We start from the raw sequence: 18872 nt of genomic DNA on the forward strand, positions 1-18872 counted from the left end.
GTACCTTGGCGAGAGTGCTTAGAGCGCGGCGATCTTCTGCCGTTGCTCGGCCAGCTTGGCCAGGGCCTGTTCGGCCTCGGCGAGCTTGGCGCGTTCCTTCTCGATCACGTCGGCCGGGGCCTTGGCGACGAAGCCTTCGTTGGACAGCTTGCCGCCGACGCGCTTGACCTCGCCTTCCAGGCGCTGGATCTCCTTGTCCAGGCGCCCCAGTTCGGCGCTCTTGTCGATCAGGCCGGCCATCGGCACCAATACTTCCATGTCGCCGACCAGGGCGGTGGCGGACATCGGCGCTTCCTCGCCGGCTTCCAGCACGCGGATGCTTTCCAGCTTGGCCAGTTTCATCAGCAGCGGCTCGTTGTCGGCCAGGCGGCGGTGGTCGCTGGGCGAGGCGTTCCTGAGGATGATGTCGATGCGCTTGGCCATGGAGATGTTCATCTCGCCGCGGATCTGCCGCACGCCGAGCATCAGCGCCTTGACCCACTCGATGTCGCCTTCGGCGGCGGCGTCGATCCTGCCTTCGTCGGCCACCGGCCAGGGTTGCAGCATCAGGGTCGGACCTTCCTTGCCGGCCTGGCCCTTGATGCGCTGCCAGATTTCCTCGGTGATGAACGGCATGAACGGGTGCGCCAGGCGCAGGGCCGTCTCCAGCACGCGGATCAGGGTGCGACGAGTGCCGCGCTGGCGCTCGATGGGGGCGTTCTCGTCCCACAGCACCGGCTTGACCAGCTCCAGGTACCAGGCGCAGTACTCGTCCCAGATGAACTCATAGAGGGCCTGGGCGGCCAGGTCGAAGCGGAAGGCGTCGAGCTGGCGGGTGACTTCCTGCTCGGTGCGCTGCAACTGGGAGATGATCCAGCGGTCGACCGAGGACAGCTCGACTGGCTCGCCGTTGACCCCGGTGTCCTGGCCATCGGTGTTCTCGATGACGAAGTTGGCGGCGTTCCAGATCTTGTTGCAGAAGTTGCGGAAGCCTTCGACGCGGCCCATGTCGAACTTGATGTCGCGGCCGGTGGAGGCCAGCGAGCAGAAGGTGAAGCGCAGGGCGTCGGTGCCGTAGCTGGCGATGCCTTCGGGGAATTCGGCGCGGGTCTGCTTGGCGATCTTCTCCGCCAGCTTCGGCTGCATCATGCCGCTGGTGCGCTTTTGCAGCAGGGTATCGAGGTCGATGCCGTCGACGATGTCCAGCGGGTCGAGCACGTTGCCCTTGGACTTGGACATCTTCTGGCCCTGGCCGTCGCGCACCAGGCCGTGGACATAGACGGTCTTGAACGGGATCTGCGGGGTGCCGTCGGGGTTCTTCACCAGGTGCATGGTGAGCATGATCATCCGCGCGACCCAGAAGAAGATGATGTCGAAGCCGGTGACCAGTACGTCGGTGGGGTGGAAGGTCTTGAGGAACTCGGTCTGCTGCGGCCAGCCGAGGGTGGAGAAGGTCCACAGGCCGGAGCTGAACCAGGTGTCGAGAACGTCTTCGTCCTGGCGCAACTCGACCTCGTTGCCGAGCTTGTGCTTGGTGCGCACCTCGACCTCGTCGCGGCCGACGTAGACGTTGCCGGCCTCGTCGTACCAGGCCGGGATGCGGTGGCCCCACCAGAGCTGGCGGCTGATGCACCAGTCCTGGATGTCGCGCATCCAGGAGAAGTACATGTTCTCGTACTGCTTGGGCACGAACTGGATACGGCCGTCTTCCACGGCGGCGATGGCGTCTTCGGCCAGCGGCTTGGTGCTGACGTACCACTGGTCGGTCAGCCAGGGCTCGATGACGGTGCCGGAGCGGTCGCCCTTCGGTACTTTCAGCGCGTGGTCGTCGACCTTCTCGAGCAAGCCCATGGCCTCGAACTCGGCGACGATGGCCTTGCGCGCGGCGAAGCGGTCCATGCCGGCGTAGCTCTGCGGCAGGCTGGGGTCGAGGTTCGGGTTGACGCTGCCGTCGAGGTGGAACACCTGGGCCTGGGCCAGCACCGCGGCGTTCTTGTCGAAGATGTTGATCAGCGGCAGGTCGTGGCGCTTGCCCACTTCGTAGTCGTTGAAGTCGTGGGCCGGGGTGATCTTCACGCAGCCGGTGCCGAATTCGCGGTCGACGTACTCGTCGGCGATGATCGGGATGTGCCGGCCGACGATCGGCAGTTCGGCGAACTGGCCGATCAGCTTGGCGTAGCGCTCGTCTTCCGGGTGCACCGCGACCGCGGCGTCGCCCAGCAGGGTTTCCGGACGGGTGGTGGCGACCACCAGGTAATCCAGGCCTTCGCTGGTCTTCGCGCCGTTCACCAGCGGGTAGCGCAGGTGCCAGAGGTGGCCCTTCTCGTCGTGGTTTTCCACTTCCAGGTCGGATATCGCGGTGTGCAGCTTGGTGTCCCAGTTCACCAGGCGTTTGCCGCGGTAGATCAGGCCGTCTTCATGCAGGCGCACGAAGGCTTCCTTGACCGCTTCGGAGAGGCCGTCGTCCATGGTGAAGCGCTCGCGCGACCAGTCCACCGAGGAGCCCAGGCGACGAATCTGCCGGGTGATGTTGCCGCCGGACTGTTCCTTCCATTCCCAGACCTTCTCCAGGAACTTCTCCCGGCCGAGGTCGTGGCGGCTCACGCCCTGGGCGCCGAGCTGGCGCTCGACCACCATCTGGGTGGCGATGCCGGCGTGATCGGTGCCCGGCTGCCACAGGGTGTTGCGGCCCTGCATGCGGCGGTAGCGGATCAGCGCGTCCATGATCGCGTTGTTGAAGCCATGGCCCATGTGCAGGCTGCCGGTCACGTTCGGCGGCGGGATCATGATGGTGTAGGGCTGGCCTTCGCCGCTCGGAGCGAAGTAGTCGTTGGACTCCCAGGTCTCGTACCAGGAAGTCTCGATGGCGTGCGGCTGGTAAGTCTTGTCCATGCGAAAGGGGACCAAAGCTGAATATGGCTGGGGAAAATGCGAAGAAAGTCCGGGAGTATAGCGGGGATGGCGGCCCGGGGGTAAGGCCGCGGGCCGCGGCGGGCGCCCGCCGCGTCCGGATCAGCCGTTGCGTTGGCCGAGCAGGCGACCCAGGCGGGCTTGCAGGCGGCGGCGCAGTTCGGCTTCGATCTGCGGGGCGAAGTCGTCGATGACTTCCTGCAGGATCAGTTCGGCGGACGCTCGCAACTCGTCGTCCAGGCGCTCCTGTTCGGCGGGCGCCAGCCCTGCCGTGGTGGCTGCCGCGGTCTGCGGCTCTGGCGCGCGCGGGGCGGTACCGGGGGAGACGACGTCGGAGAGCAGGGGAATGTTGTCCGGCTCGAAGGATTCGGTCAGCAAGGGCGGCTCGTTCCGTTCGTAGAGCAGGTCGTGGATCGACTCCAGGTCATCGAGCAACTGCTCCGGGGGTTGTGTCGGTTTGTGGCTGTCCATGGTCGTGCACTTCAGATACGCGGCAGGCGATGGTCCTGTAGAGGATAGCCCTGCTCCCGGTAGAAGCGGAATTTATCCCGTGCCGCCTGGCGGATCGCCGGCTCCTCGACCACCAGTTCGGCCACCCGCGAAAAGTTCGGGACGAAGCCGGGGGCCTCGAGGGTCAGGTTGATCAGCAGGTCGCGATGGTTCCCCGGGGGCTCGCCCAGGCCCAGGGCGACGGGCGCCTCGGCGTCTTCCTCGGCCAGGCTGTGAGGAATGAAGGCCTCGCCGCGGAAGCTCCACAGGCGGCCGTCCAACTCGCTGCGCTGCGCCTCGTCGGCGCAATGCAGGTAGACCTGCATGCCCTGCCGCCAGGCCTTCTCGGCCAGGCGGCAGGCGACCTGCAGGCGCGCCGACGGATCGGCGCTGGGGATCACGTAGAAATCGACCCGGGTCACTTGGCCCGTTCCAGCAGGTACTGGGTCAACAACGGAACCGGGCGGCCGGTGGCGCCTTTGTCCTTGCCGCCGCTGATCCAGGCGGTGCCGGCGATGTCCAGGTGCGCCCAGTGGTATTTCTTGGCGAAGCGCGAGAGGAAGCAGCCGGCGGTGATGGTGCCGGCCTTCGGCCCCCCGATGTTGGCGATGTCGGCGAACGGGCTGTCCAGCTGTTCCTGGTATTCGTCGAACAGCGGCAATTGCCAGGCGCGGTCGTCGGCGAACTCGCCGGCCTTGAGCAGTTGCCTGACCAGCGCTTCGTTGTTGCCCATAAGGCCCGAGGTGTTGCTGCCCAGGGCGACGATGCAGGCGCCGGTGAGGGTGGCGATGTCGATCACCGACTGAGGCTTGAAGCGCTCGGCGTAGGTCAGTGCGTCGCACAGCACCAGGCGCCCTTCGGCGTCGGTGTTGAGGATCTCGACGGTCTGCCCGCTCATGGTGGTGACGATGTCGCCCGGACGGGTGGCTCCGCCGCTGGGCATGTTCTCGGCGCAGGCCAGCAGGCCGACCAGGTTGATCGGCAACTGCAGTTCGAGCACCGCGCGGAAGGTGCCGAAGACGCTGGCGGCGCCGCACATGTCGAACTTCATCTCGTCCATGCCCAGGCCCGGCTTGAGGCTGATGCCGCCGGTGTCGAAGGTGATGCCCTTGCCGACCAGCACGTGCGGGGCCTGGTCCTTCTTCGCGCCGTTGTATTGCAGGACGATCAGCCGCGGCGGCTGGTCGCTGCCCTGGGCGACGGCGAGGAACGAGCCCATGCCCAGCTCGCGCAGTTTCTTCTCGTCGAGGACCTCGACCTTCAGGCCCTTGAACTCCTTGGCCAGGCCCTTGGCCTGCTCGCCGAGGAACGTCGGATGGCAGACGTTCGGCGGCAGGTTGCCGAGATCGCGGGTCAGGGCCATGCCATTGGCGATGGCCTGAGCTTCCTTGCTGCCTTGCTCGACGGCGGCGCTGTCGGCCTTGTCGGCGAGCAGGGTCAGCTTCTTCAGTTTCAGCGGCTCGGCTTTCTGGCTCTTGTAGCGATCGAACACGTACAGGCCATCGGCCAGGGTTTCCACCAGCAGACGCGCCTTCGCGTGGGCATCGCGGCCTTTCACCGCGAGATCGCCGAGGGCCAGCGCGGCATCGGCGCCGGCCAGGCCCTTGAGGGTCGACAGCACGGCGGAGGCCAGCTTGCGGTACTGGCGGTCGCCCAGTTCGCGCTCCTTGCCGGCGCCGACCAGCAGCACGCGCTCGGCCTTGAGATTGGGCAGGCTCTGCAGGAGCAGGGTCTGGCCGACCTTGCCGGCCAGGTCGCCACGCTTGAGCACTGCGCTGATGGCGCCGCCGGTGGCGTCGTCGACCGCCTTGGCGCTGGCGCCGAGCTTGCGGCCTTCGCCTACGGCGAGCACCAGGGTGGCGGTTTTCAGGGTTTCCGGGCGTACGCTTTTAACAAGGAATTCCATGGAAGAGGTCCCCAATACAGACAGTCGGGATGGCGCAAGGGGCGGCATCCGTTAGCGGTAAGCGATTGTTCCGAGCACGATTCGTCCCGAGGACTGACGGTCGCCGCCGGGGCGGTGACGCAGGCAGCGACAGCTTAGTCGTTGCGGCGGGGGTCGTTCCATGCCGAGGATGGCAACCGAGGTTCTACAGCGCCGGAGCCGGGTTGGCGGTGCCTCCCGGCCGTTGCCGCACATGGTCGCACAACTGCGGCGTGTCTGGCACGACTGTGTACGCACGGGAACCCGCGGCCATGCCGCGTCCCTATAATGAACGTTTCGTTCCGCAGGAGTCGCACCGTGCCCGCCAGCAAACCTGTCGCGGATCCCGCCCGGAGTACTGACCCACGCGATTACCAGCGAGTCGGCCGGCCGCTCGGGGTCATGGCCAAGACCTTCCCGGCGGGTTTCGTGGTCGCCGAGCATCGGCACGAGCGGGCGCAGTTGATCCATGCCCTGTCGGGCGTGATCGAACTGCATGTCGGTCGCACGCTATGGCTGGTCCCGCCGCAGCGCGCGGTATGGATGCCGGCGGGGATGGCGCACGCGATGCTGGCGCGCGGCGAGGTCCGCTTGCACACCGTCTATGTCCGGCCGCAGTCCTGCCCGCCGGAATTCCCCCGGGTGCCGCGCGGAGTGATGGTCAGCCCATTGTTGCGCGAGTTGATCGTGCGCGCCGCCGGCCTGCCGTTGTTGTACGACGAGCGCGGCCGGGAGGGGCGGTTGATGGCGGTGCTGCTGGACGAACTGGAGTGGTCGCGGGAACAGCCCCTGGCCTTGCCCGACCCCGCGGACCGACGCCTGGGAAGAATCTGCCAAGCGCTGCTGGAGGACCCGGCCGACCCTCGCGGGCTGGAGGAGTGGGCGCGCTACGTGGGGGCGTCCTCGCGGACCCTGGCACGGCTGTTTCTCTCCGAACTGGGAGTGACCTTCGTCCATTGGCGCCACCAGGTGCGCCTGGCCGCCGCCCTGCCACGCCTGGCGGCTGGCGAAGCGGTGGCGCGGATCGCCGTGGATCTCGGCTACCAGACGCCCAGCGCATTCAGTGCCATGTTCCGACGCCTGACCGGGAGCACGCCGAGCCGCTACTTCGCCTTGTCCGATTCGGCGTAGCCTTCGTCCGTTGGCGGACGGCGCCGACGCGGCAGGATTCCTATGCTGGGCCCGTTTCCAGACGACCGCCCCGGGAGGCAAGCATGCAACGACTGAACGTGGAATTCCGCTCCGAGGGTGTCGCCCTGCGCGGCTGGCTGTATTTGCCGGAAGCGCGTGCCGAGCGGCCGGCGATCGTCATGACGCACGGTTTTTCCGGGGTGAAGGAGCAGTACCTGGACCGTTACGCCGAGGTATTCGCCGCCGCCGGCTTCGTCGTGCTCCTCTACGATCATCCGAACTTCGGCGACAGCGACGGCGAGCCGCGCCAGGAAATCGATCCGGTGATGCAGCGTCGCGGCTATCGCGACGCGATCACCTGGTTGGGCGCCCAGGCACGGGTCGACGCGAGGCGCATCGGCATCTGGGGAACCAGCTACAGCGGCGGACATGTGCTGGAAGTGGCCGCACTGGATCGGCGGGTGAAATGCGTGGTGGCGCAGGTGCCGACCGTCAGCGGCCATGCCTCGGCGTTGCGCCGGACCCGCGCCGAGCAGTTGCCGGCATTGCTGGCAAGCTTCGACGCGGACCGCCAGCGGCGCTTCGAGGGCTTGCCGCCGGCGCTGTTGCCGGCGGTCGCCGCGGGCCCCGACGAGCCTTGCGCGATGGCCGGCGCGGACGCCCACCGGTTCTTCACCGACAGCGCGGCGCTGGCGCCGAGCTGGCGCAACCGGGTGACTCTGCGTAGCGCCGAGCTGGCGCGGGAGAACGAGCCAGGCATTCACATGGCGCGGATCAGCCCCACGCCGCTGCTGATGATCGTCGCCGACCGGGACCTGCTCACGCCCACTGACCTTTGCCTGGAGGCCTACCAGCGGGCGTTGCCGCCCAAGCGGCTGCTGATGCTCGCCGGCGGCCATTTCACGCCGTACATCGAGCATTTCGACGCCACCAGCCAGGCTGCGGCAGACTGGTTCGTCCGTCATCTCGGAGAGGGCGGCGAGCAGCCAGCGACAGTCGTCGAATAAATCGGCAAGCGCTGAACGAGCGTTCGCCTCGACGGTCTATCGGGCTCTTGGTTCGGCCTGCGCAGTGACAGGCCCGCCGAATCGCAGGATAATGCCGGCTATTTTCTCCGCGCCATGCCGCCATGGCCGGAAACGCGTGATGACGGGGCCGACGGGCCCCGTCAGAGCCTGGCAACCCAGGAGTGTCCGGATTGATCGTTTTCCGTTATTTGTCCCGTGAAGTGCTGGTCACCATGAGCGCCGTCAGCGCCGTGCTGCTGGTGATCATCATGAGTGGCCGTTTCATCAAGTACCTGGCGCAAGCGGCGCAGGGGTTGCTCGACCCCGGTTCGCTGTTCCTGATCATGGCGTTCCGGATTCCCGGCTTCCTGCAGCTGATCCTGCCGCTTGGCCTGTTCCTCGGCATCCTTCTGGCCTACGGGCGACTCTATCTGGAAAGCGAGATGACCGTGCTCTCGGCGACCGGCATGAGCCAGAAGCGCCTGCTCGGCTATACCATGGCGCCGGCGCTGCTGGTGGCGATCCTGGTGGCCTGGCTGAGCCTGTTCCTGGCGCCCCAGGGCATCAACCAGTTCGCCCTGCTGTTGAACAAGCAGGATACCCTGACCGAGTTCGACACCCTGGTCCCGGGCCGTTTCCAGGCAATGCGCGACGGTACCCGGGTGACCTATACCGAGGAACTGTCGAAGGATCGCGGCGAACTGGCCGGCATCTTCATTTCGCAGAAGGACCTCAACAGCAGCAACCAGGAACGCGGCATCTCCATCCTGGTGGCGGAGAAGGGCACCCAGAACATCCAGGCGGATGGCAGCCGTTACCTGATCCTGCACAACGGCTACCGCTACGACGGCAATCCCGGGCAGGCCAACTACCGGGCGATCCAGTACGACACCTATGGCGTGATGCTGCCCAAGCCCGAGGCCAGCAGCGAGGTGAGCGAGCGTGACGCGGTGCCCACCGCCGACCTGTTCGGCAGCGACAACCCACGCTACCAGGCCGAATTGCAGTGGCGCCTGTCGACACCGCTGCTGGTGTTCGTGGTGACCCTGCTGGCGGTGCCGCTGTCGCGGGTCAACCCACGCCAGGGGCGCTTCCTCAAGCTGCTGCCGGCGATCCTCCTTTATATGGGCTACCTGGCCCTGCTGATCGCTGTCCGTGGCCAGCTGGACAAAGGCAAGATCCCCATGGCCATCGGCCTGTGGTGGGTCCACGGACTATTCCTGGCGATCGGTCTTCTTCTGTTCTATTGGGAACCCTTGCGCCTGAAGCTGGCGTCCTCCCGTGCCGGTCGCGAGGTGGCGCATGGTTAAGCTCGATCGTTACATCGGTGTCACCGTCTTCGTCGCGATCCTCGCGGTGCTCGGGGTGATCCTTGGCCTGGCGCTGCTGTTCGCCTTCATCGACGAACTCAACGACATCAGCGCCAGCTACGGCATCGGCGACGCCCTGCGCTTCATCTTCCTCACCGCGCCACGGCGCGCCTACGACATGCTGCCGATGGCGGCGCTGATCGGCTGCCTGGTCGGCCTCGGCACCCTGGCCAGCAACAGCGAACTGACCATCATGCGCGCGGCCGGGGTATCCCTGTCGCGGATCGTCTGGGCGGTGATGAAACCGATGCTGGTGCTGATGCTGGCCGGCATCCTGGTTGGCGAGTACGTCGCGCCCTGGACCGAGAACATCGCCCAGAGCGGCCGCGCCCTGGCCCAGGGCGGCGGCGATTCGCAAAGCTCCAAGCGCGGTCTGTGGCATCGCCAGGGGCGCGAGTACATCCACATCAACGCGGTGCAGCCCAATGGTGTGCTGTACGGCGTGACCCGCTACCGCTTCGACGAGCAGCGTGGCCTGGAATCGGCCAGTTTCGCCAAGCGCGCGCGCTTCGAGACCGATCACTGGCAACTGGAAGAGGTCACCACCACCTTGCTGCATCCGAGGGAAAAGCGTTCCGAGGTGGTCAAGCTACCGACCGAACGCTGGGATGCCCAGCTCAGCCCGCAACTGCTGAACACTGTGGTGATGGAGCCCGAGGCGCTGTCTATCAGCGGTCTCTGGCAGTACATCCACTATCTCGCCGACCAGGGCCTGAACAACAACCGCTACTGGCTGGCGTTCTGGACCAAGGTCCTGCAACCGCTGGTGACCGCCGCGCTGGTGCTGATGGCGATTTCCTTCATCTTCGGTCCGTTGCGCTCGGTGACCCTGGGCCAGCGGATCTTCACCGGCGTGCTGGTGGGCTTCGTCTTCCGCATCGCCCAGGACCTGCTCGGACCCTCCAGCCTGGTGTTCGACTTCCCGCCGCTGCTGGCGGTGGTGATCCCCGCCTCGATCTGCGCACTGGCGGGTGTCTGGCTGCTACGCCGGGCGGGCTGACAGGCCCGGCAGGCCGGGTATGAAAAAAGGCCACCCACGGGTGGCCTTTGTGCTTCCTTGTCGCGTCGGGCTGGAGCCTGGGCGCCGGCGCGACAAAGGCCAAAACAGCGCGTTCTGCGGACCTGTTTCGCTCACTTCTTGTGAGTGTTCTTCGGCAGCCTGACCATCTGGCTCTCCGAATAGCGGTCGTGCCAGGTGCGCTTGTCCTTGTCCCAGAGCATCCAGAGGAAGCCGAGGCCGAGGCACAGCCAGGAGGCGATGGCGATCATGAAGCGCAGCAGCGCCTGGAGCAGGCTGATGGCGCTGCCGTCGCGGTTCTGCACGCGCAGTCCCCAGACCTGCATGCCCAGGGTCTGGCCGTTGTGGGTCCAGAATTTGGCGAAGAAGCCGAACAGGGCGAACACCAGCAGGGTCGAGAGCAGCGGGTCGCCGATCAGCGCGCCGCGGTCGGCCAGTTCGCGCAGATGGTCGCTGCCGTAGATCAGTCGAAGGATGCCTTGCTGGTAGACCAGGGTGACCACCATCATCAGCGCCACGCAGAGCAGGAAGTCATAGAACATCGCCGCCAGGCGGCGGACCAGACCGGCAGGGGCATAGTCGCCCTGGGGAGAAAGCATGTGTTTCGGCATCGGCGTGTTCCGTGCGGGGCAAAACCGGGGATTATACGTCCATCCGCAGCTTGCGCCGCCCACCCGGGCAACGCTTTTCCCCGGCTGTTCTAGTCTTTGCGCAGACCCCAATCATTACGAGTCTTTTCTATGCCGATTCCGGTGAAGCGAGCCAGGAGAAAGGCGCTCCGGCTGTCGTTGTCCGTGCTGGTCGGGGTGATGCCGATCGTCCTGGGGCTGCTCATCCTCTACTGGCAGGCCGAGCGAAGCCTCCAGGAGACGTCCGAGCAGGCAGCCGGGAATGCGGTGCGGCAGTTCGAACGGATGCTCGACAACGCTGCGTTGGCGGCGCGCAAGGTCATGCCGGTGGCGGGGCGTCCTTGTCCCGAGGCCGAGCTGGCGCTGCGCGAGCAAGTGGCGATCATGCCGTTCGTGCGCTCGGTCAATTTGACGCGCGACAATACGATCTATTGCACGTCGTTGTTCGGCGGCTTCGACGAGCCGGTGCGGATCGAGAACTATGTCGACGGACGCCTCCTGCTGATGCCCGGCAACCAGGTCACGCCGGACGCCGCGCTGCTGGTCCTGCGGGACTCCGACGGCAAGCGCGGGGTATTGGCGGCGATCGACGGGCGCTACTTGAGCTACGTGCTGGACCTCGTCGACCGACGTAGCCGCCAGGTGCTGGTGGTCGGTCCCAATTGGCTGGATGCCGAGGGCCGCACTCACCGCGACGCGCCGCCCACCTATGAGGTCGCCGCCGTATCGCTCGCTTCGCAGCGTTATCCGTTGCGTGTGCTGTCGGGCTTCCCTGAGGGCGAGGAGTGGCGATCGATCCGCTCGCAGAACCCGGCGATGTTCGGCCTGCTACTGTTCTTCGGACTGCTGGCCGGCACTCTGTGCTACTGGCTATCCAGGCGGGTCGCCTCGCCCAGCAGCGAACTGCGCCGGGCCCTGGAGGCCAACGAGTTCATTCCCTACTACCAGCCGCTGAGTCCCGGCCAGGGCGGACGCTGGATAGGCGTCGAGGTGCTCATGCGCTGGCGTCATCCGCGTGAGGGACTGATCCGGCCCGACCTGTTCATACCTTTCGCCGAGCGCTCGGGGCTGATCGTACCGATGACGCGCGCGCTGATGCGCCAGGTCGCGGAAGACCTGGGCGGGCATGCCGGGAAGCTGGAGCCGGGCTTCCACATCGGTTTCAACATCAGTGCCACCCATTGCCACGAACTGGCCTTGGTGGACGACTGTCGCGAGCTGTTGGCGGCGTTTCCGCTCGGGCACATCACCCTGGTCCTGGAGCTGACCGAGCGCGAGCTGATCGAGTCGAGCGAAGTCACCGACCGCCTGTTCGACGAATTGCATGCCCTGGGAGTGAAGATCGCCATCGACGATTTCGGCACCGGACATTCCAGCCTGGCCTACCTGCGCAAGTTCCAGGTGGACTGCCTGAAGATCGACCAGAGCTTCGTCGCCCGCATCGGCATCGATACTCTTTCCGGGCATATTCTCGACAGCATCGTCGAGCTGTCCGCCAAGCTCGACCTGGATATCGTCGCCGAAGGCGTGGAGACTCCCGAGCAGCGTGACTACCTGGCCGCCCGCGGGGTGGATTACCTGCAGGGCTACCTGATCGGCCGGCCGATGCCGCTGGAGAGTTTGCTTTCCAGCCTGACTGTGCAGGAGGGGCAGGACGCTTCCGTCGTCGCACTTCCGGCAGATCGAGGCTAGCGGCTACCAGTCCCTCGGCGAGGGGCAGCCTCTCAGCTTCTTCGTTACGGATGAGACAAAAGGCCCGCAGGACGAGCAGGTGCAAGCCCTGCATCGCCTCTGGCACGACAAAATGCCTCGCATCCGCGGGGCTATTTTTTTGCTTCGGCTGTGGTAGATTTTTTTCGCCGAGCTGGGAAGACAGCAGTTCGGGTAAAGGCAGCGTCTCGACTCCAGCGCTGCCTTTTTTTATTTGCAGGCCGGATCAGATCGCAGACAACAAAAAACCGGCGCGAAGGCCGGTTTCTCTGCTGTCCTGTGCTCCCCCTGGAAACGCTTGGGAAGTTAGGATGGTGCTCGGGAGGGACTTAAATTAGATGTAAATCTATTTTTTATTTTGCAATACCCCCATGTCGAAAGTTGCTCGATAGCCAGGCTGACTTTGCTGGAGTGGTTACGACTCCTACAGATTGAACCGCGCCTGCATACTTACAGAAACCATGTGTTTGATCTAGAGTCTTCGTTGGGTCAGATGCCGGTCAGGAATGCGAGCTACGCTCGGCAGTGCGCAGTTGGCTGAATCGCCCCGGATTCTCTAGACACATTGCAAGTTCATTGCATGACGCTTTTCAAACTCTAGCGGTGACAGCTGATTGTTGAAACCATGTCGGCGTTTTGAGTTGTAGAACATTTCGATGTAATCGAACACATCGCTACGAGCATCTTCCCGCGTGGTGTAAATTTTCCGCTTGATCCGTTCTCGTTTCAGAAGCTGGAAAAAGCTCTCGGCCACGGCGTTGTCATGACAGTTGCCTCGACGACTCATGCTGGCAACCAAATTGTTTGCCTTCAAAAAGCTGCGCCAATCGGAGCTGCTGTACTGGCTGCCCTGGTCGGAATAAACCATCACCTCTTGCTTCGGTTTACGCCTCCAAACCGCCATCAACAACGCATTAATAGCCAAATCACTGGTCATCTGCGCCTTCATTGACCAGCCAACGACCTGACGAGAAAAAAGATCCAACACCACCGCCAAATACAACCAGCCTTCATACGTACGAATGTAGGTGATGTCGGTTACCCAAACCTTGTTGGGTTCCACTACATCGAATTGGCGCTTCAGCAAATTGGGCGAGGCGACCGCTGGCTTACCGCCGTACTTTCCAGGGCGGCGTCGATAACCTGTCTGAGAGCGCAGTCCTTCAAGACGCATCAGCCTTGCCACACGATGGCGCCCGCAAACTTCACCGACCTCGCGCAGATCGTCATGGATTTTGCGATAGCCATAAACGGTGCCGCTCTCCAGCCAAGAATGCTTGATCAAACCCAGCAGTCGCTGATCGTCTTTAGCGCGTGCCGATTGCGGCTCAGACAACCAGGCGTAATAACCGCTGGGATGGACCTTCAGCGTCAGGCAAAGCCGTCGAATGGAATAGTTGCCGGCTCGCTGCTTGATAAAGGCGTACCTCAACCGCACTCCTTGGCAAAGTACGCGGCGGCCTTTTTTAAGATATCTCGCTCTTCAGTGACGCGCTTTAGTTCGGCTCGCAGACGACGCAGTTCAGCGTGCTGATCATCGTCCTGCTGCCGTTCTTCTTGAGGTTTGCTGTAGCGCTTTATCCAGGCATAGAGGCTATGCGTCGACACGCCGAGACGGGCCGCTACATCAGCGACAGGCAGCTTCTTTTGGGTCACTTGATTGAGTGCTTAGATTTTGAATTCTTCGGGGTAACGCGGGTTGCTCATGGCACCTCCTAATTGGCCTCAGTTTAAGGCAAAGAGGTGTCTACGAAACCCGGGGCGATTCAGAGAGCCCTCAAACGAAGGCTAAAACCCTATCCACTACTAATCCCAGTGCGCTAAGCAAAGAGTACGGAAGCCAAAAAAGGGGAGTTCAAGGATGGTTAAGTAAGTGCCGCTCGGATAGAGTCACTAAAACTCAGAAAGCAAAAAAGCTTATATGGCGAGTTCAAGTCAAAGGCGCAAAGAGAACCTCCCTTGCTCTAGCAAACGAAATGCTATTAATAGTCGATTCGATATATTAAAATGAAAATATCCCTGTGAAAATTAACGGCTTCCCCAGTCCTTGAAAAAAGCGAAAATCAAGGAAAGGTATAAAAATTCTCGACGGCCAAAAAGAAAAATGACACCCATACAAAAAGAGGCATATATGCAAAAGCCAGAGCCAGGTCAGGCAGAGCGAGCTCCATGCGAAACTCTTCAAGAGAAGCATGAAACCAAGGAAGAGCCAAGCATCTTCCAGTCCCTCGGCATACCTCTAATTCTCAGCGAACCGTTGACCCTCGAGCAGTTGGATGCCAACAGAGCATATCTACTCGCTGATTCTCAGGGGCGTATTCTCGCTGCCAAAAATGGAAAGACAGAGTCCAGTGATTGGAATTGGGCGCAGATGGTGGATAAGGAGGAACATGGAAACTGGATATTCGGCGTTACTTTCAGTTCTCCTCCGACCCAAGAAAGCCCGTCGACAATTTTACTAGGCTGGCCATACAATCATGTCTGGCTTCATTCAAATGGTACCTTGCCCGCCAGTTGGCAGTGGGCATTCTGGGGCGGTGAAAAATACTCGAACTCCTCAACCCCAGACCTCAGGTTCTATCTAGCGAGCGATAATTCTCTTACAACGAGCGACGGAACAATGGCTCTGTGCGAAGACGATGGAGACGTCTATATAGGGAGTAAAACAAGTTACACACCTATAAGATTCACGATCCATACTTTCTTCCTTGCCAACCCTGCCATCTTTGCACTAGGCCAGGCTACCTGGCCAGACATAAGCTTTTCGCAGGTGAACGTGCAGCTAGCGAATTATGAATGCGAGCTCGTGGATGAGAATAAAATAAATTCAATATATAAAAATTTCCGCTCATCGACATCTGTTTCGTATAAAAATGATATTTTTGAGTGTGATGACTTTAGCTTTGCCTTCAAAGCCTATGCATCATTGCAGGCATACAAAGACAGTCAGACCTTGAAACTCCAGCGCGCCTATGCAGTCGGCATACTTTTCGGTGCATCCAAGACGGGAGGGGATGGTCATGCAGTCAACTTTTTCGTCAACTACTCTGGAGAGTTGAAGATTATAGAACCACAAAATGGAAAAATTTCGGATGCGGCTAGATGGGATTACACTCCGACGTTCATGATTATCTAGTCCGCAACATAGAGACCCTTTAAATCATCTAGCAGCTAGCGATAAATTACTTTCAACCTCCTGCCCAACATATAGAGTAATCGCTGCATTCCAAGCGTTCAAGCCATTTGAAGATGAGGAGTCAGATTATGGAAAGCTTTCACAAGTTGCAGGTAAATTATTCACTCAAGCAGGTGGCTCTCGTCAAGAAACATAAAAAGACTCTCAGCACCTTGAGCATCAGCCTGCTACTTAGTGTAATTGTCTCCCAAGCACTGGCGTTGCCATTGACAGAGAATAAAAAATCCGCCAAGGACAGTACTCAGTTCTGGCTGTGCGGTGCGGGTTACATAACCGATTACGCGGTTGACGAACCTTACGCCTCGAATACCATAACCACGAAAATTAAGCTGGATACTGAGGGGTTCGACCAGCCCACAGGGAACTCCTTCGACTCTTGGATAGATGGCACCGATGCAGGAAAAGTAATAACGATCGCTACGTATCCGGGAAACTGGCCCGAGGCTTGGCAAGCGCAGGCTCGACTACTTTCCACCATTCAGAACGCGATTGAAATGAGGAATCCCGTAAGGATCTACACAACAGGGGGCCCCGCGTGCTCCGGCCCTGGCGGTGATCAGGCGTTTTCCATTCGCGTCTGTTCCGACCAGGCGGTTTGCGGTGGTAAAGATGCCCCACCCCATTCAGGGAAAGAGTAACGGACCAGTCTTTGGGGCAATGTCCGGATACCTGGGTGCGAAGCGCTTCACGCCATGCGTACGAAGAGCAGCGATGGCGTGCGACGCTCCGAAATCACCGTTCGGACAGTGTGACCCTGCCGTTTCTCGTGTTATGGACAATGGATATCGGCATGACGTCGATGCTTCATTCCCATCGAGGCCCCCTCTTGCGAGCGCCTCACTTCACAGGCAGATCCTTGGCCCACAGGCGCACTGCCTTGATCCCTTCCATATGAAACGCTTGGATATCCGCTACAGCAACACCGACTAGCGGCCAGCAGCGGCCGAGGTCACTGGCGAACTGGTAATCATGAAGTGGGAGCTTGACGCCCTCGGCGGATTGTTCGACGGGATTTAACCTGTGTGTCGGACGGCTCTTTTTCTGGTTACGCCATGTTTACGCCGCCAGAAACGAAAAAGCCCGCAAAATCAAATATTTGCGGGCTTTTTTGGTGCCTCGGGAGAGACTCGAACTCTCACTCTGTCGCCAGAAACGGATTTTGAATCCGCCGCGTCTACCGATTCCGCCACCGAGGCAATGGCGGCGCAGTATAGGGAGGCGCCTACCGTTGGTCAATCGGGTTCGTGGCGGGGAAAACACATTTCCGGTAAGCTACGCGGCCTTTCGAGAGTCTCCCCATGCGTGTCGCCGATTTTCATTTCGACTTGCCCGAGGCCCTGATCGCCCGTCATCCCCTGCCTGAACGCCGCGCAAGCCGCCTGTTGGCGCTGGATGGCCCGACGGGAACCCTCGCCCACAGACAATTCGCCGATCTCCTGGACTACCTGCGTCCGGGCGACCTGATGGTGTTCAACAATACCCGGGTGATCCCGGCGCGCCTGTTCGGCCAGAAGGAATCCGGCGGCAAGCTGGAAGTCCTGGTCGAGCGCGTGCTCGACCAGGACCGGGTGCTTGCCCACATACGCGCCAGCAAGGCGCCCAAGCCCGGTACGCGGATCCTCGTCGAAGGCGGTGGCAGCGCGGAGATGCTGCAACGCCACGACGCCCTGTTCGAACTCGCGTTCGCCGAGCCTGTGCTGCCTTTGCTGGAGCGGGTCGGGCACATGCCGTTGCCTCCCTATATCGACCGACCGGACGATGCGGCCGACCGCGAGCGCTACCAGACCGTCTACGCCCAGCGCGCCGGTGCGGTGGCGGCCCCGACCGCCGGCCTGCACTTCGACGAGGCGCTGCTCGAGGCGATCCGCGCGAAGGGGGTGGATACCGCCTTCGTTACCCTGCATGTCGGCGCCGGTACCTTCCAGCCGGTGCGTGTCGAGCGTATCGAGGACCATGTGATGCACCGCGAATGGCTGGAGGTCGGCCAGGACGTGGTGGACGCGGTTTCCGTCTGCCGGGCCCGCGGCGGCCGGGTAGTCGCCGTCGGCACCACCAGCGTGCGCTCGCTGGAAAGCGCGGCACGCGACGGTGAGATGAAGCCCTTCAGCGGCGACACCGACATCTTCATCTACCCGGGCCGGCCGTTCCATGTGGTCGATGCCCTGGTCACCAACTTCCACCTGCCCGAATCCACCCTGCTGATGCTGGTCTCGGCCTTCGCCGGCTACCCGGAGACCATGGCCGCCTACGCCGCGGCGGTGGCGCAGGGCTATCGCTTCTTCAGTTACGGTGATGCCATGTTCATCACCCGCAATCCCGCGCCCCGCGGACCCGAGGACTGATCCATGAGCTTCATGAACTTCGAGCTGCTGGCGACCGACGGCAAGGCCCGTCGCGGCCGCCTGACCTTCCCCCGCGGCGTGGTCGAGACCCCGGCCTTCATGCCGGTGGGCACCTACGGCACGGTGAAGGGCATGTTGCCGCGCGACATCGAGGACATCGGCGCGCAGATCATCCTCGGCAACACCTTCCATCTCTGGTTGCGCCCGGGCACCGAGGTGATCCAGCGCCACGGCGACCTGCACGACTTCATGCAGTGGAAAGGTCCGATCCTCACCGATTCCGGCGGTTTCCAGGTGTTCAGCCTGGGAGCCATGCGCAAGATCAAGGAGGAGGGCGTGACCTTCGCCTCGCCGGTGGACGGCGCCAAGGTCTTCATGGGGCCGGAGGAGTCCATGGCGGTGCAACGCGCCCTGGGCTCGGACATCGTGATGATCTTCGACGAATGCACGCCGTACCCGGCCGACCATGACGTCGCCAAGCGCTCCATGGAGCTGTCGCTGCGCTGGGCCAAGCGCTCGAAGATCGCCCATGGCGATAGCCCGTCGGCGCTGTTCGGCATCGTCCAGGGCGGTATGCACGAGGACCTGCGCCTGCGCTCGCTGGATGGCTTGCAGGAGATCGGCTTCGACGGCCTGGCCATCGGTGGTTTGTCGGTGGGCGAGCCGAAGGAAGAGATGATCCGCGTGCTCGATTTCCTGCCGCCGCAGATGCCGGCCGACAAGCCGCGCTACCTGATGGGCGTGGGCAAGCCGGAAGACCTGGTGGAAGGCGTGCGCCGCGGCGTGGACATGTTCGACTGCGTGATGCCGACGCGCAATGCGCGCAACGGCCACCTGTTCGTCGACAGCGGGGTGATCAAGATCCGCAACTCGGTACACAAGCACGACGACTCCACGCTCGACCCGACCTGCGACTGTTACACCTGCAAACATTTTTCCCGCGCCTATCTGCACCACTTGGACAAGTGCGGGGAAATGCTCGGTAGCATGCTCAATACCATCCACAACTTGCGGCATTATCAGCGGGTTATGGCTGGTTTGCGCGAGGCAATCCAACAGGGTACATTGGCCGCCTTTGTCGATGCCTTCTATGCCAAGCGCGGCCTTCCCACGCCGCCGCTGGATGCCTGACTTTCCTTTATCCAACTCTATTGCTTTGTGACAGGA

The 18872-nt window shown here is 62.4% G+C and carries 15 protein-coding genes and 1 tRNA gene; 9 read left to right on the forward strand and 7 right to left on the reverse strand.

The genetic code is table 11. The features are described 5' to 3' along the window. Nucleotides 1-18: 18 nt before the first annotated feature. From AT700_RS05540 to AT700_RS05555, 4 genes are all read right to left on the reverse strand, one after another. Complete coding sequence (locus AT700_RS05540) at nucleotides 19-2871, reverse strand: valine--tRNA ligase (RefSeq protein WP_003092872.1); 2853 nt, start codon at nucleotides 2869-2871, stop codon at nucleotides 19-21. A gap of 120 nt (nucleotides 2872-2991) precedes the next feature. Further along, nucleotides 2992-3360 carry a hypothetical protein gene (locus tag AT700_RS05545; protein WP_003100590.1) on the reverse strand — a complete coding sequence of 123 codons (369 nt, stop codon included), beginning with the start codon at nucleotides 3358-3360 and terminating at the stop codon, nucleotides 2992-2994. Nucleotides 3361-3371: 11 nt separating this feature from the next. Next, nucleotides 3372-3800 carry a DNA polymerase III subunit chi gene (gene holC, locus AT700_RS05550; RefSeq protein ID WP_003100593.1) on the reverse strand — a complete coding sequence of 143 codons (429 nt, stop codon included), beginning with the start codon at nucleotides 3798-3800 and terminating at the stop codon, nucleotides 3372-3374. Beyond that, nucleotides 3797-5284, reverse strand: coding sequence for a leucyl aminopeptidase (locus tag AT700_RS05555; RefSeq protein ID WP_003092867.1), 1488 nt, complete (start codon nucleotides 5282-5284; stop codon nucleotides 3797-3799). Before AT700_RS05555 ends, holC begins: the two co-directional genes overlap by 4 nt. Before the next feature lie 336 nt (nucleotides 5285-5620). On the opposite strand from AT700_RS05555, the gene AT700_RS05560 reads away from it, so the two are divergent. The 4 genes from AT700_RS05560 (at nucleotide 5621) to lptG (ending at nucleotide 9810) form a co-directional block, all read left to right on the forward strand. After that, on the forward strand, nucleotides 5621-6433 hold the full coding sequence (locus tag AT700_RS05560) for an AraC family transcriptional regulator (RefSeq protein WP_048520808.1): 813 nt from the start codon (nucleotides 5621-5623) through the stop codon (nucleotides 6431-6433). Nucleotides 6434-6516: 83 nt separating this feature from the next. Beyond that, a complete protein-coding gene (locus AT700_RS05565; RefSeq protein WP_048520809.1) occupies nucleotides 6517-7440 on the forward strand; it encodes an alpha/beta hydrolase in 924 nt (307 codons plus the stop codon). 191 nt (nucleotides 7441-7631) lie between these two features. Continuing rightward, nucleotides 7632-8750, forward strand: a complete 1119-nt coding sequence (gene lptF / locus AT700_RS05570; RefSeq protein WP_003092864.1) for an LPS export ABC transporter permease LptF — start codon at nucleotides 7632-7634, stop codon at nucleotides 8748-8750. Further along, nucleotides 8743-9810: an LPS export ABC transporter permease LptG gene (gene lptG / locus AT700_RS05575; RefSeq protein WP_003092863.1), complete on the forward strand. Its 1068-nt coding sequence runs from the start codon at nucleotides 8743-8745 to the stop codon at nucleotides 9808-9810. Before lptF ends, lptG begins: the two co-directional genes overlap by 8 nt. A gap of 131 nt (nucleotides 9811-9941) precedes the next feature. Here the strand turns inward: lptG and AT700_RS05580 are convergent, their stop codons facing one another. Further along, nucleotides 9942-10439: an RDD family protein gene (locus tag AT700_RS05580; RefSeq protein WP_048520811.1), complete on the reverse strand. Its 498-nt coding sequence runs from the start codon at nucleotides 10437-10439 to the stop codon at nucleotides 9942-9944. A gap of 129 nt (nucleotides 10440-10568) precedes the next feature. On the opposite strand from AT700_RS05580, the gene AT700_RS05585 reads away from it, so the two are divergent. Then, nucleotides 10569-12149 carry an EAL domain-containing protein gene (locus AT700_RS05585; protein ID WP_048520812.1) on the forward strand — a complete coding sequence of 527 codons (1581 nt, stop codon included), beginning with the start codon at nucleotides 10569-10571 and terminating at the stop codon, nucleotides 12147-12149. A 574-nt stretch (nucleotides 12150-12723) separates the two neighbouring features. Here AT700_RS05585 and AT700_RS05590 read toward each other — a convergent pair. After that, nucleotides 12724-13823 (reverse strand): IS3 family transposase gene (locus AT700_RS05590; protein ID WP_235438626.1). Its coding sequence is split into 2 segments (ribosomal slippage): nucleotides 12724-13640 and nucleotides 13640-13823, totalling 1101 coding nucleotides; the frame shifts between segments, so codons are not numbered across the junction. 475 nt (nucleotides 13824-14298) lie between these two features. On the opposite strand from AT700_RS05590, the gene AT700_RS30125 reads away from it, so the two are divergent. Together AT700_RS30125 and AT700_RS29180 are read left to right on the forward strand one after the other, a co-directional pair. Then, nucleotides 14299-15303: a lectin MOA-related protein gene (locus tag AT700_RS30125; RefSeq protein WP_023082206.1), complete on the forward strand. Its 1005-nt coding sequence runs from the start codon at nucleotides 14299-14301 to the stop codon at nucleotides 15301-15303. 128 nt (nucleotides 15304-15431) lie between these two features. After that, nucleotides 15432-16001 (forward strand): hypothetical protein, encoded by a 570-nt coding sequence (locus AT700_RS29180; protein ID WP_003453764.1) that lies wholly within the window; start codon nucleotides 15432-15434, stop codon nucleotides 15999-16001. Between the two features lie 471 nt (nucleotides 16002-16472). On the opposite strand, the gene AT700_RS05600 is transcribed toward AT700_RS29180, so the two are convergent. After that, nucleotides 16473-16559, reverse strand: a tRNA-Leu gene (locus tag AT700_RS05600). 102 nt (nucleotides 16560-16661) lie between these two features. Between AT700_RS05600 and queA the strand changes: the two genes are divergently transcribed. Next, on the forward strand, nucleotides 16662-17705 hold the full coding sequence (gene queA / locus AT700_RS05605) for a tRNA preQ1(34) S-adenosylmethionine ribosyltransferase-isomerase QueA (protein WP_048520815.1): 1044 nt from the start codon (nucleotides 16662-16664) through the stop codon (nucleotides 17703-17705). A gap of 12 nt (nucleotides 17706-17717) precedes the next feature. Continuing rightward, nucleotides 17718-18836, forward strand: coding sequence for a tRNA guanosine(34) transglycosylase Tgt (gene tgt / locus AT700_RS05610; RefSeq protein ID WP_003100607.1), 1119 nt, complete (start codon nucleotides 17718-17720; stop codon nucleotides 18834-18836). Nucleotides 18837-18872: the final 36 nt, after the last annotated feature.

This window comes from Pseudomonas aeruginosa, from assembly GCF_001457615.1.
Taxonomy (GTDB): domain Bacteria; phylum Pseudomonadota; class Gammaproteobacteria; order Pseudomonadales; family Pseudomonadaceae; genus Pseudomonas; species Pseudomonas aeruginosa.